Source organism: Photobacterium proteolyticum (genome assembly GCF_001939735.1).
Taxonomy (GTDB): domain Bacteria; phylum Pseudomonadota; class Gammaproteobacteria; order Enterobacterales; family Vibrionaceae; genus Photobacterium; species Photobacterium proteolyticum.
The window spans coordinates 13,579-31,194 of the sequence record NZ_MJIL01000087.1 but is presented as its reverse complement, the minus strand read 5'-3'; the positions used below and the strand labels follow the sequence as shown (position 1 = coordinate 31,194).

Annotated in this window: 11 protein-coding genes and 1 tRNA gene; 5 read left to right on the top strand and 7 right to left on the bottom strand. The window is 48.6% G+C overall.

Annotated elements, in window-relative coordinates; translation table 11 throughout:
* Window positions 1–59 precede the first annotated feature (59 nt).
* From guaD to BIT28_RS18290, 7 genes are all read right to left on the bottom strand, one after another.
* Complete coding sequence (guaD, locus tag BIT28_RS18320) at window positions 60–1,397, bottom strand: guanine deaminase (RefSeq protein ID WP_075766390.1); 1,338 nt, start codon at window positions 1,395–1,397, stop codon at window positions 60–62.
* 19 nt (window positions 1,398–1,416) lie between these two features.
* Entirely contained in the window at window positions 1,417–2,262 is an 846-nt protein-coding gene (gene xdhC / locus BIT28_RS18315) for a xanthine dehydrogenase accessory protein XdhC (protein WP_075766389.1), read from the bottom strand.
* Window positions 2,263–2,297: 35 nt separating this feature from the next.
* Entirely contained in the window at window positions 2,298–4,706 is a 2,409-nt protein-coding gene (xdhB, locus tag BIT28_RS18310; protein WP_075766387.1) for a xanthine dehydrogenase molybdopterin binding subunit, read from the bottom strand.
* Window positions 4,699–6,159, bottom strand: coding sequence for a xanthine dehydrogenase small subunit (gene xdhA, locus BIT28_RS18305; RefSeq protein ID WP_075766385.1), 1,461 nt, complete (start codon window positions 6,157–6,159; stop codon window positions 4,699–4,701). The genes xdhB and xdhA overlap by 8 nt, the downstream gene beginning before the upstream one ends.
* A gap of 369 nt (window positions 6,160–6,528) precedes the next feature.
* Entirely contained in the window at window positions 6,529–7,368 is an 840-nt protein-coding gene (locus BIT28_RS18300; RefSeq protein ID WP_075766383.1) for an energy-coupling factor transporter transmembrane component T family protein, read from the bottom strand.
* On the bottom strand, window positions 7,365–9,062 hold the full coding sequence (locus tag BIT28_RS18295) for an ABC transporter ATP-binding protein (RefSeq protein WP_075766381.1): 1,698 nt from the start codon (window positions 9,060–9,062) through the stop codon (window positions 7,365–7,367). The genes BIT28_RS18300 and BIT28_RS18295 overlap by 4 nt, the downstream gene beginning before the upstream one ends.
* A 3-nt stretch (window positions 9,063–9,065) precedes the next feature.
* Window positions 9,066–9,617, bottom strand: coding sequence for an ECF-type riboflavin transporter substrate-binding protein (locus BIT28_RS18290; protein ID WP_075766379.1), 552 nt, complete (start codon window positions 9,615–9,617; stop codon window positions 9,066–9,068).
* 911 nt (window positions 9,618–10,528) lie between these two features.
* Between BIT28_RS18290 and uvrY the strand changes: the two genes are divergently transcribed.
* From uvrY to BIT28_RS18265, 5 genes are all read left to right on the top strand, one after another.
* A complete protein-coding gene (gene uvrY, locus BIT28_RS18285) occupies window positions 10,529–11,173 on the top strand; it encodes a UvrY/SirA/GacA family response regulator transcription factor (protein ID WP_075766377.1) in 645 nt (214 codons plus the stop codon).
* A complete protein-coding gene (gene uvrC / locus BIT28_RS18280) occupies window positions 11,173–13,023 on the top strand; it encodes an excinuclease ABC subunit UvrC (RefSeq protein WP_075766375.1) in 1,851 nt (616 codons plus the stop codon). The genes uvrY and uvrC overlap by 1 nt, the downstream gene beginning before the upstream one ends.
* A gap of 44 nt (window positions 13,024–13,067) precedes the next feature.
* Window positions 13,068–13,625 (top strand): CDP-diacylglycerol--glycerol-3-phosphate 3-phosphatidyltransferase, encoded by a 558-nt coding sequence (gene pgsA / locus BIT28_RS18275; RefSeq protein WP_075766373.1) that lies wholly within the window; start codon window positions 13,068–13,070, stop codon window positions 13,623–13,625.
* 235 nt (window positions 13,626–13,860) lie between these two features.
* Window positions 13,861–13,934: transfer RNA gene (locus BIT28_RS18270), tRNA-Cys, on the top strand.
* 341 nt (window positions 13,935–14,275) lie between these two features.
* Window positions 14,276–17,122: an FAD-binding and (Fe-S)-binding domain-containing protein gene (locus BIT28_RS18265; protein ID WP_075766371.1), complete on the top strand. Its 2,847-nt coding sequence runs from the start codon at window positions 14,276–14,278 to the stop codon at window positions 17,120–17,122.
* Window positions 17,123–17,616: the final 494 nt, after the last annotated feature.

Sequence of the window (17,616 nt, the reverse complement as noted above, 5' to 3'; positions counted from 1 at the left end):
GGTTAGTGTGACTGGCTGCCAGGCAGCCAGAAAAGTCCTTGTTTAGTGCTGGTATTGGCTTACACGGCTATTTTTTGGTCAGAGTGCTGTCCGTTGATATCGTAGGCCTTTTCACCGTAGATATAGGTTTGGCTAACCGTTCTGTCATCTCCCAGGCTCATCAGGACGAACAGTTTTTCTTCCAGATTCTTCGCCTGGTTCATACGAAAACGCATCAACTGGGTAGCGTGCAGATCGAGAACTACGAAATCCGCTTCTTTGCCAACTTCGAGGTTGCCGATTTTATCTTCAAGACGCAGTGCACGGGCGCCACCCAGCGTGGCCAGAAACAGCGATTTCAGCGGGTGCAGTTTCTCCTGCTGAAGCTGCATGATTTTGTATGCTTCGCTCATGGTCTGTAGCAGTGAAAAGCTGGTACCTGCACCGACATCAGTTCCCATCCCGACATTGATATTAAACTTCTCCAGCTTCGGCAGGTTGAGCAACCCTGAGCCGAGGAAAAGGTTGGAAGTGGGGCAGAATGAGATTGCCGAGCCGCTTTCGGACAAACGTTGGCATTCACAGTCTGACAGGTGGATACCATGGGCAAACACCGAGCGCTCATGCAACATGCCGAAATGATCGTAGACATCAAGGTAGTTGTCTCTGTCAGGGAAGAGCTCCATGACCCACTCAATCTCTTTTTTGTTCTCCGACAAGTGCGTGTGCATAAATACGTTTGGGTATTCTTTGAGTAGCCTGCCAACGGTTTCGAGCTGGGCATCGGTACTGGTTGGGGCAAACCGCGGGGTGACGGCATATAACAATCGCCCCCGGTTATGCCAGCGTTCGATAAGCTCCTTGGAATCCAGGTAGCCGGATTCCGGCGTATCAGTGAGGTACTCGGGTGCATTTCTGTCCATCAGTACCTTGCCGGCAATCATCCGCAGCTTGCGTTTTTCGGCTTCCTCAAAAAACACATAGACCGATTCTTTATGAACGGTGCCGAAAACCAGCGCGGTTGTTGTTCCGTTGCTGGCCAGTTCATCCAAAAACAACGAGGCCACTTTCTGGGCATAGACAGGATTTTTAAAGCGGAGCTCTTCCGGAAAGGTGTAATTTTCCAGCCAGTCGAGTAGCTGTTCGCCGTAGGAGGCAATCATGCCTGTTTGCGGGTAGTGAATATGTGTGTCGATAAACCCGGAGGTGAGCAGCTTGTTTTCAAACTTCACGGTCTCTATGTTACTTGGGTGGCGAGCCTGAACCTGTTCAGCCTCGCCGATATCCACGATATGGCCGTTTTCAACCACGATCATGCCATCTTCAAAATATTGATAGCTCTTTTCCAGGCCGACATCTTTCGGGTCGGCAATACTGTGTAAGATGGATGCGCGATACGCGATTTTTTCCGTTGTCATGGTGCTATTCCTTTATCGCTCAGGCACTGTTATTGCTCGCCTGAGTTGCCGGTTCTGCTGCTGTGGTACTTGTCGGGCGTTTTTGCTCCATGGGGACTCCCTGATAATGGGCAATCAACTCGCCAGCGACCGACACAGCAATTTCTGCCGGGTGTTTTCCTTTTACGGCACTGATTCCGATCGGGCAGGTCATTTGCTCGATCGTTTCCTGACTGTAGCCGCGCTCTGTTAATCGGTAGTCGAATTTTTTCCTTTTGGTCAGTGACCCTATCATGCCGAAGTAGGCGGTATCATTTCTGTTGAGAATTGCCTTGGCGAGATCAAAATCCAGCTGGTGGTTGTGGGTCATGACCAAGTAGTAGCTGTTGGCGGGCATATCTTTGACCTCGGCCACGGGATCATCGGAGACCAGTTTTTTCACTCCGGTTGGTAACTCTTCCGGGAACTCGTGCTCCCGCTGGTCAATCCATGTCACACGGAAGGGCAGGGTTGCCACAATATGGAGCAATGCTTTGGCAACATGACCGGCACCGAAAAGCACCAAGTGGTTTTGCTGGTGGCCGATAGGCTCGAAACTGAGCGTTGCCATGCCCCCACAGCACTGACCAAGGCGGGCGCCTAAGTTGAAATGTTCAACTTTGGTATGCCTGTCTCCCATTAGAAGCATGTCGCGTGCCATTTTTACTGCTTTGTGCTCAAGATGACCACCGCCAATGGTTGCCACAATAGTGTTTCGGGTAACGAGCATTTTGGTTCCGGCATCGCGCGGGACAGAGCCCTTGTCGGCCAGTACCGTTACCATGACACAGGCTTCACCTTGTTCATCGAGTTTGGCCAGTTCATGGATCCAGTTATCGTTATACATGTCATACTCCTTGGCGGTTGTTATCTTGATTGTTGTTATTTGATGTTCGTTGTGGCCTCTGCAGGGTTTTCTTGGGTTACTTCTGTATATTGCGGTTGTTGGACCGCCTGAACTGCCCACAGCACGCGCTCGGGCGTCGCCGGGGTATCGAGTTTCGGGATCGCGCCATCGACGGCAACAGAGGCAATGGCATCTTTTAACGCGCTCCAGACGGACATACCCAGCATGAAAGGGGGCTCACCCACGGCTTTGGAATTGAAGACGGTATCTTCCGGATTACTGCGGTTTTCCAGCAGGTGTGTGCGGAAGTCGATTGGCATGTCGGCTATTGCAGGGATCTTGTAGCTAGCCGGACCGTTGGTCATCAAGCGGCCTTGTTCATTCCAGACCAGTTCTTCAGTAGTTAGCCATCCTACTCCCTGAATGAACCCGCCTTCGATTTGTCCGATATCAATCGCCGGGTTAAGGGAGGCGCCGACGTCATGAAGAATATCTGCTCGTAAGATCTTGTATTCGCCGGTAAGAGTGTCGATGACTACCTCTGAACATGATGCCCCATACGCATAATAATAAAAGGGACGTCCTCGAGCTTTTTGATGGTCGTAGTAAATTTTTGGTGTCCGATAGAAGCCGGTACTCGAAAGCGAAATCTGATTGAAGTAGGCCAGTTGGACAAACTCCTCAAACGGCATGAATTTATCCCGGATCTGGACAATGCCATTTTTGAAGACAATCTCTTCCTTGTCGACTTTGAAGTGAACGGCACCAAAATCAATCAGGCGTTGCTTGATGGTTTGAGCCGCATTTTGTGCCGCCTTGCCGTTCAGATCAGCGCCAGACGAAGCGGCTGTCGGCGAAGTATTCGGTACTTTGTCGGTGTTGGTGGCGGTGATCTGGATCTTGTCGATATCGACCTGAAACTCCTGCGCCACTATCTGTGCCACTTTGGTATTGAGACCCTGGCCCATTTCAGTACCACCATGATTGAGGTGGATACTGCCGTCGGTATAGATGTGGATTAGGGCACCGGCCTGGTTCAGAAACGTTGCGGTGAAGGATATCCCGAATTTGACCGGCGTGATGGCCAGCCCTTTTTTGAGGATTGGGCTGGTTTTGTTGTACTCGGCGATGTCTTTACGGCGCTGATGATAATCGCTGCTGGCTTCAAGCTGGGCCGTGATATCGTGGATGAAGTTGTCCTCCACTGTCTGATAGTAGTGGGTGACATTGCGCTCTTCATGGCCGTAATAGTTCTGCTTGCGGACCTCGAGCGGGTCTTTTATCAGGTAGCGTGCAATCTCGTCCATGATGTGTTCTATGGTCATCATGCCTTGCGGGCCACCGAAGCCGCGGTAGGCGGTATTTGAGGCGGTGTTGGTTTTGCAGCGATGGCCGGTGACTGTAGCATCGCCCAGGTAATAGGCATTGTCGGAGTGGAACATGGCGCGATCGACGATGGAGCTGGACAGATCCGGCGAGTAACCGCAGTTACCGGCAACGGTGATATCGATCCCCTGAATCCGACCGTCATCATCAAACCCAACCTTGTATTGGTTGTAGAACGGGTGGCGCTTGCCTGTCATGGTCATATCTTCGTTGCGATACAGGCGCATCTTTGTCGGGCGGCCTGTTAGCGTCGCGATAACGGCAGACAGGCAGGCTGGGGCTGCGGCTTGTGTTTCCTTGCCACCAAAGCCGCCGCCCATCCGGCGCATATCAATAACGACTTTGTGCATCGGCACCCCAAGGACTTCACCAACCAATTTCTGGACTTCAGTGGGGTTCTGAGTCGAGGTATAGACAATCACACCGCCGTCTTCGGTTGGCATGACGCTGCTGACCTGTGTTTCCAGATAGAAGTGCTCCTGCCCGCCGATATGAATATCACCCTCCAGAATATGTTTAGCTTTTTTCAAGGCAGCTGCAGAGTCGCCGCGCTTTTGCTGGTGGCTTTCAGTGACAAAGTGCTTTTTGGCAAGGGCCTCTTCGACGTCCAAAATGGCAGGCAAAGGTTCGTACTCGATAATGGCCGCCTGAGCCGCCTTGCGGGCGGTCTCCAGATCATTGGCAGCAACAGCTATAACCGGTTGGCCATAGTATTCCACCTTGCCATCGGCAAGCAGGGGATCGCCGGGTAAAATGGCGCCGATATCAAGCTGGCCCGGGATGTCTTTGCTGGTGATAGCGATTGCCACACCGTCAAATTCGTAGCAGGGTGAAACATCCAGCTTGGTGATAACGGCATGGGCCTGAGTACTCAGGCGGGCATAGACATGAAGCTGGTTCGGAAACTCAAGTCTGTCATCGATGTAGACGGCTTCACCCGTAACCTGTTTGCTGGCACTGTCATGCTTCACGCTTTTGCCGACGCCAGTTTTCAGATCCCTTTTGACCCGGGCGACCATTTCTTCGTGGGTCATCGCCGGATGATTGTGATTAGACATATGAGGTCACCCTTGTTTCGATTTGACTGTTGGTATTCTGTTGCTCGATGAAGAAGCGGTGCAGCATGTTGGCAGCGGTCAGGGTCCGGTATTCTTTGCTGGCCCTAAAGTCACTCAGTGGCTCGAAGTCTTGCTCTAGTGCCTGCATGGCAGCTTTGACCGTGGCTATCGACCATACCTTGCCGATGAGCGCCTCTTCACAGCTCGAGGCACGTTTCGGCGTGGCCGCCATGCCACCAAAGGCAATTCGGGCATCGGCGACTTTGCCGTTTTTAACGTCGATGTTAAATGCCCCGCAAACAGCCGAGATATCATCATCAAGACGCTTGGAGAGCTTATAGGCGCGAAACTCTTTGTGACCGTCTGTGTTATTCGCCGGCTTGGGAATAAGGATCTTCTCGATGAACTCGGATGGCTGCTGTGCCGTGACCTTATAGCTAATGAAATAGTCTTCCAGGGCGATTGTGCGTCTCTGGTTGCTCTTGCGCAGCACCAATTCGGTATCAAGTGCGATCAGAAGTGGCGGGGTATCGCCAATCGGGGAGGCGTTGCCGATATTGCCGCCCAGCGTGCCTTGGTTTCGGACTTGCAGTGAGGCAAAGCGATGCAATAGCTCACCAAAATCCGGGTAGTACTTGCTTAGTGCCTGATAGCAATCACTGATTGGCAGGTTGGCACCGATTTCAATATGGGTATCCGTTTCAAGGAGGTGCTTCATGTCTTCAACCAGTCCGAGGTTGATCAACTTGTCTATCGGGCGGTGAAACTGGGTGACTTCCAGCGAAAGGTCGGTACCGCCGGCTACCAGCCGGGCATCGGGATGTGTGAGCAGCAAAGTCGCAAGCTCGTCGGTTGATCTTGGCGAGAAGCTGTAGAGGTCGTCATAGGTCAGCGTGGCTGGCTGATCTTCGAGTTGTTTAAGCTTGGCGACAGTGGCCTGCTCAAGCTCAGCAAATTGATCCAGCAGGGGCTTTTCTGTACTCAGTGACATAGCGGCATCGACGATAGGGCGATAGCCGGTACAGCGACAAAGATTGCCTGCCAGTGATTCAAAAATTTCTTCTTTGTTGGCATTAGGCTTGTTTTTGCCCAGGGCAAACATCGACATGATAAAACCGGGGGTGCAGTAGCCACACTGCGAGCCGTGAAAATCGACAACGGCTTGCTGGACGGGATGAAGCTTATTGTCTGTCGACTGGAGATCTTCAACGGTGATCAGTTGTTTGCCATGCAATGCGGATATGAAAGTCAGGCATGAATTGACCGAGCGATATTGTAGCTTGCCGTTAACAAGCTCACCGAGAACTACTGTACATGCACCACAGTCACCAGAACCGCAACCTTCCTTGGTTCCTGTTTTCTTTACATGGGTACGTAAGTAACTCAGCACCGTCATATTCGGTGAGACTTGGTCTTCCTCACGCACTTCCTGGTTGAGTAAGAACTTAATCAAGGGACCTCCTGTTCTCGACTGTGATTAATTGACCGTTGAGTCAATATTGGCTTTTGTTGACTTGATGGTCAACTTTTTTATCACAATTTTGCAACATCTTGGGTTGGGGGTTTAGTTTAAGTTGTTATAAATCAGTCTCTTAAAATGTTTTATATTTTTGCGCTAATTGTATGCAATTTGAATTGACCAGAGAGCGTTATCTTTAGCTTCGTGGGAGTGAGCTGGTGGGGGGGAAATCACGCCGCTTTGAAAAGTGTTAGAGAAAAAGATTGGTCAGGGTCGGTTGGCTGGAAGTTTTAGCTGCCGTTGCTGAGGGCAAAATAAAAGCCGCACGCTGGCGGCTTGTAAATAATGACCTTCCCGTCGCCTTTAGAGCGGGTACCAGAATAGTTGCTCAGACTGGTAGCGGTTGATAAAGCCCAGCGTGAGTACACCGGCAATAACGGCGAGTACGATATAGTCGTTCTTTGTCATTGGTTTGAGGCTATACCAAGAGCGTTTCTTGTTGCGTCCGAAGCCCCTTAGTGTCATGGCATTGGATATCACATCGGCACGATCCAGGCTCGAGAAAATAAGTGGGCCAAGGATTTTGGCGACATTCTTGATTCTTGTCACTACAGGCACGTTTTTCGATATATCGACGCCACGAGCCTGTTGGGCATGCATGATATTGATAAAGTCTTTGGTCACCTCTGGCAGATAGCGCAAAGTCAGGCTGACCGCATAGGCAATGCGGTAAGGGACACCAAGCTTGTTCAAGCTGGCCGAGAATTCGGTCGGGTGGGTGGTAAATACAAAGACCAATGCGATAGGGAACATGCTGAAATACTTCAGCGTCACTGTCAGCAGGTAGAACAAGGTTTCTGCGGTGATCGAATAGTTGCCTGCCATCGCCAACAGTACGGTTTCGCTACCCATATATTCCACGCCCTGTTGCGGGGCGATCAGGAACATAAACAGGGCGTTCATCATCAACACCGATGCCGTGCCTATCATTAGCGGCTTGTAGGTTGCAAACGGGACTCGACTGAGTTTCAGTAAGCTGAACCCGACCAGGATTAGACCGCAAATGACTCGGAGGTCAAATGTGATCAGTACCATAGTCACCCAGCCCATGAAGAGAATGAACTTGGTGATGCCGTTTAATGCATGCAGCGGTGAACCGGTATTGGCGTAGCTGATACCAAATTTGATTTTGTTTGTTTTCATGCGGTTTTTCTTGCCTCATGGTCGATGAAGCAACGGATAAAGTTGTCAATACGCTCGATACCCAGCGCTTTGGCCATGGTATAGAGGCTAGTTACGGTTAGGTTAGCTTGCTCAAGCAGCTCGGGTTGGCTGAAAATGCTATGGACAGCCTGGTCGGCCAGCAATTGACTGTCGGCAATGACCACGGAGCGATCGGTATACTCCAGCACTAGATGCATATCATGGGAAATGATCAGGATAGTGATCCCAAGCTTCTGGTTGAGCTCACGAATGAATGCCATCATAGTCGTATAGTGATGGTAGTCTTGTCCGGCAGTCGGCTCATCCAGGATCAGCAGTTCGGGCTCAAGCACCAAGATAGTGGCGATAGTCACCCGCTTTTTCTGGCCGTAACTCAGTGCTTCGATTGGCCAGTGGCGGTATTTGCCCAGCCCGCATAGTTCCAGGATCTCATGGACCTTTTTCTCGACCATTTGCTCCGGTACATTGCGGTTGCGAAGGCCTGAGGCAACCTCGTCAAAGATCATATGGTGTGAAATCATGTGATTCGGATTTTGCAAAACCACACCGATGTGCTCGCTTCGTTCAAAAATAGATCTTTCGTTAAGATCAAGTCCGTTAAACTCAATGCTGCCTTCGTCCGGGTCAAGTACCCCCATGATTAAGCGGGTCAGAGTGGATTTTCCGGAGCCGTTTTTGCCGAGGACTGAAACAAATTCGCCTTTATTGATGCTGAAGCTCACATCGTCCAGTGTCTTGCGCTGGTCATCGTATGAATAGCTCAGGTTGTTAACCGAGAGCAGAGGCTGACTGGTCTCATTCTGTTCTGTGATACCTTTTTGCTGATACCAGTTAAGTAGCTGAGGTTTGAAGCTGTCGAGGTCAAGCGTCGACAGGTGGGCGGGTTTGTCGGCTGCGGTGACTTCGCAGCCAGCCGCTTTGAGTGCCGACAGGTAAAGTGGTTCACGGATCCCGTGCCGGGCGAGTAACGGGCTGGCCAGCAATTCGTCAGGCGTCATGTTAGCTACAATTTCCCCGCGCTCCATCAGGATGATTCGGTCGACGTTGCGGTGAAGAACATCTTCGAGACGGTGCTCGATAATGATGACGGTTTTGCCTGAATTCTTATGTAGCTGATCGATAATTTCGATGGTTGCCTTGCCCGTTTTAGGGTCCAGGCTTGCCAGTGGCTCATCGAATAACAGGATATCGACATCGTCTACCATTACACCCGCCAGCGAGACTCGTTGCTTTTGGCCGCCGCTGAGATCGAACGGTGACAGGTCCAGCATTTCCTCCAGATCGACCATCTTCGCCGTTTGCTTAACGATATTGTGCATCTCGCTTTGTTCAACCATCTGGTTTTCTAATGCGAAGGCGATATCCTCGCCAATGCTTAGCCCCACAAACTGGCCATCGGTATCTTGCAGGACGGTGCCGACCATGTTGGTACACTGGTGGAGATCCATCTCACGGGTATCTTGGCCGTTGATAGACAGACTTCCGGTGATATCACCCTTGACTGCAAACGGAATAAGGCCGTTAAGGCACTGACCAAGGGTTGACTTGCCGCTACCGCTCGGGCCGACAATGACAACCTTCTCGCCTTTTTCAATCGTGAGATTGATATTTTTTAGGGTCGGCTTTTCTAATGCCCAATACTTGAACGAGAAGTTAGAAAACGCAATAGTCATGCTCTAGTAGGCCTCTTTCAGGTTGTAGCTTTGTTTTTTTCGCTTGGCAACGGCGGTTAAAATGAAGTGGCCGACAACGGCAATAAGCAGGGTGTTGCCTGCAGCAATAATGGTAAGTTGGGCCAAGACTTTGGTGAATGGTTCAGCATAAAGGACGGCGTCAAGGAAGGCCGAGCAGCCATAACCGACAACATTGCCGATAAAGGCAAGCAAGATAAACAGGGTGAAATCCAGTTTTGAAAACCGGCCTTTTTCCAGGCGCTCTTTGGTGATTTTGGGATAGAGGCCGATTAGCATGCCAACAATGCCTGAGCCCAATACCCAGGTGATCCACACGCCCCAGCCGGCAAACAAGTCTGTTACCCAGTGGCCGATGAAGCCCACCAGAAAACCGACAAGCGGCCCGAATAATACGCTGAACAAGGCCAGTACGGCCATAGCAGGCTTGAGTGTGGTATTAGCAAAAACAGGGATACCAAACATAGGCAGGCCGCCTATACCATATAGTGCTGCGCCGATGGCAATAAGAACCACTGTCTTGGCTGAAAGATTCATGACATAACCTTAATTTACTCTTTATGGGTATTTTCTTTGTCATGCCTACCTGAAAAGCTCTAGTAGAAGCAGACGGCCGCCAACCTATTCAACAGGAACAAAAAAACACACCAAAAGTGTGTTCTCGCCTGCGCGCAAATATCCATTTTGTGCAAGTGCGGTTATGTGGGTAGACATAAGCGGCGGCAATCATACATGAAGCCGGCCAATAAAGGAAAGCCTTACATCTAGACGTCTAAATGTTAATCGCTTCTTTGCTATTGGCTCGGGGGGGATCGTGGTGCTTGCGAAACCTAAGGTGGCACGTACGCACTCAGGTTATAAGCCACCTAATCATAAATATTCGCAAAATTGATACAAACTTTAGATTTACTTAGAAACTGAAGAATTGTAATGATCTTTTTATTGGGCTTTCTAAGCTAAAATTGTACCGATAGTTAGACAGTGCTACGATTTGGATTCTAGCACGTTATTTTATTTGTCGTGTCTATAAGTAATGGATATGAAAAGAGATAATTGTTATTTGTTCGAAAATTGTTCGCGTAAAGCTGATTTTTTCCTATACCTCATAGTGTTATCAGTGATAACTTGCTATTAAGAACATACTCAATATATATGATGTTAGTCTATTTCCCTTTGTGGCAGATAACCTTCTGGATATATTGAATTTTATACTTTATTTTTTTGCATATATGGTAAATACTGCTGTGCAGCATGATTGAGTTTCAAACATGCAAAAAGCAGTATTAGAGCCCTTTTTGTCAAGTATGAATTCTAGCGGAAACTTTGCGCTGATACACAGAAACAGCATCAGTTCAGATTTCAAGTTAGGGTAAAATTGGGTAAGATCAGTAATAGCTATCCCGCCAATTCTGGCTGGGTGCAGAGCCAAATCATATTGGAGATACAGCTTGATTAATGTATTCCTTGTAGATGATCACGAACTGGTTCGCACAGGGATCCGACGTCTTCTTGAAGATGTCCGTGGTATAAAAGTGGTAGGGGAAGCCGACAGTGGTGAAGAAGCCGTAAAGTGGTGCCGTGCTGAACACGCGGATATCATTCTTATGGATATGAATATGCCTGGGATCGGTGGCCTTGAAGCGACACGTAAGATTTTACGTTTTAATCCCGATGTCAAAATTATCGTTTTAACCATTCATACCGAAAATCCGTTCCCGACCAAAGTGATGCAGGCTGGGGCTGCGGGGTACCTGACTAAAGGTGCTGGTCCGGATGAAATGGTCAATGCGATCCGTATGGTGAATAGCGGACAACGCTATATATCCCCAGAAATTGCACAACAAATGGCGCTAAGCCAGTTTGCACCAGATTCTGAGAATCCTTTTAAAGACCTGTCTGAGCGTGAGCTGCAGATCATGATGATGATCACCAAAGGCCAGAAAGTGACAGAGATTTCTGAGCAGCTGAACTTAAGCCCCAAAACGGTTAACAGTTATCGTTATCGCCTGTTCAATAAACTGGATATCAACGGTGATGTAGAGCTGACCCACCTTGCAATTCGTCATGGAATGTTAGACACAGAGACGTTGTAGTGTCCGAATCTGTTGACGAAAAAAGCTTTGATTCAAAAAGCTTTCTCAAAACTGTTACTCATCAGCCCGGCGTATACCGAATGTACGACGAGGCTGACGAGGTCATTTACGTTGGCAAAGCCAAAGATCTGAAAAAGCGCCTGTCGAGCTATTTTCGTACCAACGTGTCGGGAGAGAAAACCCGTGCCTTGGTGAAGAATATACGCAAAGTGGATGTCACTGTGACGCACACCGAGACAGAAGCGCTGATTCTCGAGCACAACTACATTAAGTTGTACTTGCCCAAGTACAATGTATTGCTGCGTGATGACAAGTCCTATCCTTATATCTTTCTTAGTGCCAACGCCTATCCTCGACTGATGATTCACCGGGGTGCAAAGAAACGCAAAGGGGAGTATTTCGGTCCCTATCCTGACTCGGGCGCGGTACGCGAAAGCCTACACTTGCTGCAAAAAATCTTTCCGGTGCGTCAGTGCGAAGATTCCGTTTATGCCAACCGTAGCCGTCCGTGCCTGATGTACCAGATTGGTCGTTGTCTCGGCCCGTGTGTGAAAGGGCTAGTCAGTGACGAAGATTACCAGGAGCAGGTAAACTTTGTCCGTCTGTTCCTACAGGGCAAAGATCGTCAGGTTATTGCCACCATGGTTGAAAAAATGGAGCAGGCCAGCCAGCAGCTTGCCTTTGAAAAAGCGGCTACCTATCGCGATCAAATCCAGGCTTTGCGCAGGGTTCAGGAGCAGCAGTTTGTCAGCCATGACAACGAAGATGATATGGACGTTATCGGTATTGCCCATGAGCGTGGAATGGCCTGTATCCATGCGCTGTATATCCGTCAGGGCAAAATCCTCGGCAGCCGTAGCTATTTCCCAAAAATGCCCAATGATGCCGATTTAACGGAAGTGCTTTCCAGTTTTGTCAGCCAGTTTTATCTTAACCAGGCAGAAGGCCGGGTTATCCCTTCTGTGATTTTGCTCGGAGCCGATCTGGGCGAAGAGAAAGCAGTGTTGGAAGAGACATTGACTGAGCTGGCCGGGCGGAAAGTGGAGCTAAAAACCCAGTCGCGTGGAAATCGTGCTCGCTATCAGAAGTTGGCGCAAACAAATGCCAACACGGCACTGACCAGCAAGCTAAATCACAAAATGACCATTCAGCAGCGTTTCACGGCGTTGAGCGAGGCACTGAAACTTAATATTCTCGAGCGGATGGAATGTTTTGATATCAGCCATACCATGGGTGAGAAAACCGTTGCCTCCTGTGTGGTATTTAATCAGGACGGGCCATTAAAGCAGGAGTACCGCCGTTACAATATCACCGGGATAACAGGGGGAGATGACTATGCGGCAATGGCACAAGTTCTTGCTCGAAGGTATGGAAAACAATTAGATCCAGATAAGATTCCCGACATAATTTTTATCGATGGGGGTAGAGGTCAGCTCTCAAGAGCGTATGATGTAGTTAGTCCGCTGATGAAAGAGTGGCCGAAGCGATCAATGTTGGTGGGGGTGGCAAAGGGAACCACACGTAAACCTGGACTGGAAACCCTACTTTTGGTCACAGGGGAAGAGTTCTCGATGCCGTCTGATTCACCGGCTTTGCATTTGGTCCAGCATATTCGCGATGAAAGCCATAATCACGCGATTAGTGGTCACCGGGCTCAGCGAGCCAAGGTCAGAAAACGTAGTGCATTGGAAGATGTCGAAGGTATAGGACCGAAGCGCCGACAAGCACTATTGAAGTATATGGGTGGTCTACAAGAACTAAAAAGAGCAAGCAGAGAAGAAATCGCTAAGGTACCCGGTATCAGTAAGTCCTTGGCCGAGAAAATTTATGACGCATTGCAACACAGTTAGCTTTGCGGCACCCTAATGAAGTCAATCATAAGAACTAATAAATTATGCGTTTAACGATTCCAAATATCCTCAGCTTCATCCGGCTATTGCTTATCCCATTTTTTGTGGTCACATTCTATCTGCCTTACACTTGGGCGCCGTTCGCGACCGCATTGATCTTCTTTGTAGCCGGGGTGACAGATTGGTTTGATGGGTATCTGGCTCGCAAGCTTAATCAGACGACGCGCTTTGGTGCTTTTATCGATCCTGTTGCCGATAAAGTTATGGTGGCGACGGCAATGGTGCTCGTTGTCGAGCATTATCATTCTTTGTGGGTAACAATCCCTGCCGTGACCATGATAGGTCGCGAGATTATTATCTCGGCGCTTCGTGAGTGGATGGCAGAACTGGGCAAGCGTTCCAGCGTTGCTGTTTCTTGGGTTGGCAAGGTCAAAACAGGATCACAGATGTTTGCGTTGCTTGTTCTGCTTTGGCACCCAACCGAATGGTTAGTGTGGATTGGCTATATTGCGCTGTACGTGGCAATGGTGCTGACATATTGGTCAATGTACATTTACCTGAAGGCTGCAAAGGACGATTTGCTTAATTCAGAGGATGCCTGAGTATAGGTGAAAGAACTGTAGAAAAGCGGCTTTAGGCCGCTTTTTGTTGCCTATGAGGCAGTTGCAACAACATTCAGCCTAATGTTAGAAGATGTTTTGTCGGAATTGGTGGAAATTGCAGCGAACAGTTTCATTTTTTCATTTTTTGCGTGACAGCCCCTGTGGGTTCTGTAAAATGGCGCGCATACCGAACAGGGCATGACTCTGACGGTTACCAAAAAGAAGCAATAACGAAGGCGCGTTGGCAGAGTGGCTATGCAGCGGATTGCAAATCCGTGGACCTCGGTTCGACTCCGGGACGCGCCTCCATCCCATCTTGATGGGATGGCATTAGACCAGCCTAGAGCTGGTTTTTTTATGCCTGAAATTTGGTTTTACTTTCTGCACCCTTGCCCCCCTCACTCAATACTTAATCTTAAACTCGGCCAAGATTCTGTGTTTATGGTTGAAGCGACTGAACGCATTGTGTCGGTATGCTCAACCAATTGATCGATATTTTGCAACGAACTTGTGAATTCAAGGTTATTTATTTACTAAATCGCCCTCGTTAAACTATGGCTATTACAATAAATGCGTGAATCGCACCGCGAAGCACAAGCCCGACCGATAACAATAGATGCATTATGCATATGGAAGTACACGGAGCCACAATGCAGCAGCCCTACAAGACATTGATTGATCAATTACAACATCAGATTGATGATAAGCGGATTATCACCGATCCCACCTTAACGTTGGCATACGGTACTGATGCTAGTTTCTATCGCTTGGTCCCCAAGTTAATACTTCAGCTTGATACCTTGGATGAAGTCGTTTTCGCGATAAAGGCATGTTACAACCTGAATATTCCAGTGACTTTCCGGGCGGCAGGAACAAGCTTATCGGGGCAGGCGTTATCTGATTCAGTGCTTATCACACTCACGAATAACTGGCGCAATCACAAAATTCTCAACGACGGCGAGCAAATCTGGTTACAGCCGGGAGTCATCGGCGCAGAGGCTAATAAGTTTCTGACACCGTATGGCCGTAAGATTGGTCCGGATCCGGCGTCTATCAACACCTGTAAAATCGGGGGCATTGCTGCAAATAACGCGTCCGGTATGTGTTGTGGCACGGCGCAAAACAGTTATAAGACATTGGCCGGAATGACCATTGTCCTGGCTGATGGCACCATTCTTAATACGCTGGATGCCGATAGTGTTGCCCAATTCAAACAAAGTCATCAAGTGTTGCTGACAGACCTATCGGCTCTGGCACAGCATTGTCACGATACCCCTGAGCTAGCGGATAAAATCAGGCACAAATATCGTCTAAAAAATACCACCGGCTACAGTCTTAACTCGCTAGTGGATTATGATGATCCGATCGAGATCCTTCAGCACCTGATGATAGGCTCGGAAGGGACACTGGGTTTTATCGCCGATATTACCTATAACACAGTTGTTGACCATGCTTTCAAGGCGTCGGGACTGTTTGTTTTTGCTGATATCGAAAAGACCTGCCTAGCCGTCAGTGAGCTCAGCAAGACCAATGTTGCCGCTGTCGAGCTGATGGATAGCCGTTCACTGGCTTCTGTTGCCGATGAGCCGGGAATGCCTGACTTTATTGCCCAATTAGGTGCTAACGGCAATGCCGAGGCGGCAGCACTATTAATCGAAATTCATGCTGAAGATGAACAGGCGCTGTCTGAGCAGAGGGAAGCGTTAACTTCACTTATCAACGCGTTCTCACCGATTGAGCAAGTTGCCTTTAGCCGTGATGCGAAAGTGTGTGCTCAGCTTTGGGGTATCCGCAAAGGGCTGTTTCCCGCTGTAGGCGCAGTGCGTGAAACAGGTACCACCGTTATCATTGAGGATGTTGCTTTCCCAATTGAACAGCTGGCCCCTGCTGTACGTGAATTGCAGGAACTGTTTACCCAATATCACTATCACGAAGCGATTATTTTCGGTCATGCGCTTGCCGGTAACCTGCACTTTGTCTTCACTCAGGCATTTGATACTGAAGAAGAGGTAGAGCGATATAGTGCATTTATGGATGCGGTCGCTCAGCTAGTTGCGGTTGACTACCAAGGCTCGCTAAAAGCTGAACATGGCACCGGACGCAACATGGCACCGTTTGTAGAGTTGGAGTGGGGCGAGGAAGGCTATGCCCTGATGCAGCAAATCAAGCGTATCTTTGACAGTACCGGAATCCTTAATCCGGGGGTTATTCTCAATGATGACCATCAGGCCCATGTTAAAGATCTCAAGGAGATGCCGGCTGCCGATACCTTGATTGATAAGTGTATTGAGTGCGGCTTCTGTGAACCAGTCTGCCCGTCGCGCAACCTGTCGCTAACGCCGCGGCAGCGTAATACCGTATTTCGTGAGATCAGCCGCTTGCGTCGTACCGATGAAGATCCGGCACGACTGGCAGAAATGGAAAAGTCATTTAAATACCAGGGAATAAATACCTGTGCGGCCACAGGGCTGTGTGCCGATCGCTGCCCTGTCGGAATTAATACCGGTGATCTGATGCGCAAGCTACGTGAAGACCATTCCGGGATGGCGAAAAGCATAGCTCGTTGGACGGCAAACAACTTTAATGGCATTACTGCAGCTACGCGGGTAGGGCTCAGTGCTGCGAATGGAATGCACTCGGTTCTAGGCAGTAAGAATATGCAGGCGCTATCGAAGGCTGCCCATAAAATATCCGGCCAGAAAATTCCGCTCTGGACGCCGCATATGCCAAGGTCGGCAGGCAAGATGCCGAAGCCCGAGGCGTTGATCATCCATTCGGTGTCTAAGCAAAAAGTCGTTTACTTTCCGAGCTGTGCTTCGAGGAATATGGGGACCGAGAAGAAGGCTATGGATGCGCGTCCGTTAGCAGAAGTAACGATGTCGCTGCTTGCAAAGGCAGGTTATGAAGTCGTTCTGCCCAATGATTTAAGTAGCCAGTGCTGTGGGATGCCGTATAAGAGCAAAGGGTTTGTTGATACGGCCAATAGCAAAGCCAAGCAGCTTGAAGAGGCATTATGGGCAGCATCAGAGCAGGGAACACTGCCTGTGCTAATGGATACCAGCCCGTGTGCAAGCCTGAGCAAAGATACGTTGCGTAAGGATATTACTATCTACGAGCCGTTCAAGTTTGTGGCGGACTTTGTGATGCCACGCCTTGATATTACTCCTCAGGATGAACCTGTAATGCTACATATTACCTGTACTTCACGCCGTAAAGGGTTGGCCGGAGTTATGCAGCAAGTGACCGAGGCTTGTGCCAATCAGGTAATAATCCCTGAAGATATTCAATGTTGTGGCTTCGCCGGTGATAAGGGCTTTACGACGCCAGAGCTCAATGAGTCGGCACTGTCGCCACTCAAAGCTCAGGTGCCTGAAAACTGTAAAGAAGGTTACTCGAATAGCCGCACTTGTGAGATTGGTCTGTCGGAACATAGCGGTATAGAGTATCGCTCTATTCTCTATTTGGTCGATAAAGTAAGTCAGGCGCGTAGAAGCTAATTTTATAGATTTATCCGCGGATAATGTTTTTAAATTGAAAGAGCAAGCTGCAACACAGCTTGCTCTTTTTTATGGCTAAAATGAAAAGTTTTTATTAATCCTAAATGCAGATACCTTGCAATAAGTATTTAGGGTTAATTATTGCATTGTTAGACCTTTGTCATTTTATATTATTCACATTTAATCTTAATTTTTCATATCATAAATATATATAAACAAGTGCTGCTACTAATTTTTGTTGTTATTTTATTTCACCTTTAAACGCTATTTATGCCTGCGGTATAAGTTATTTTGTAAGTTTACAATATTGTATTTTTTAACCCATGTTAACTATTGGGATTACTCTTGAATAAATTGTCATATTTACTTGTATTTGTCGTTTATATAGTGAATGTTTGTGAAACTTACTGTGTCATATACCTCTTTAATTATAATTGGTGTTTTTGATTTTTGTCTTTAAGTGGTTGTTTGATAAGGTTTGTTTTGATCGGGGG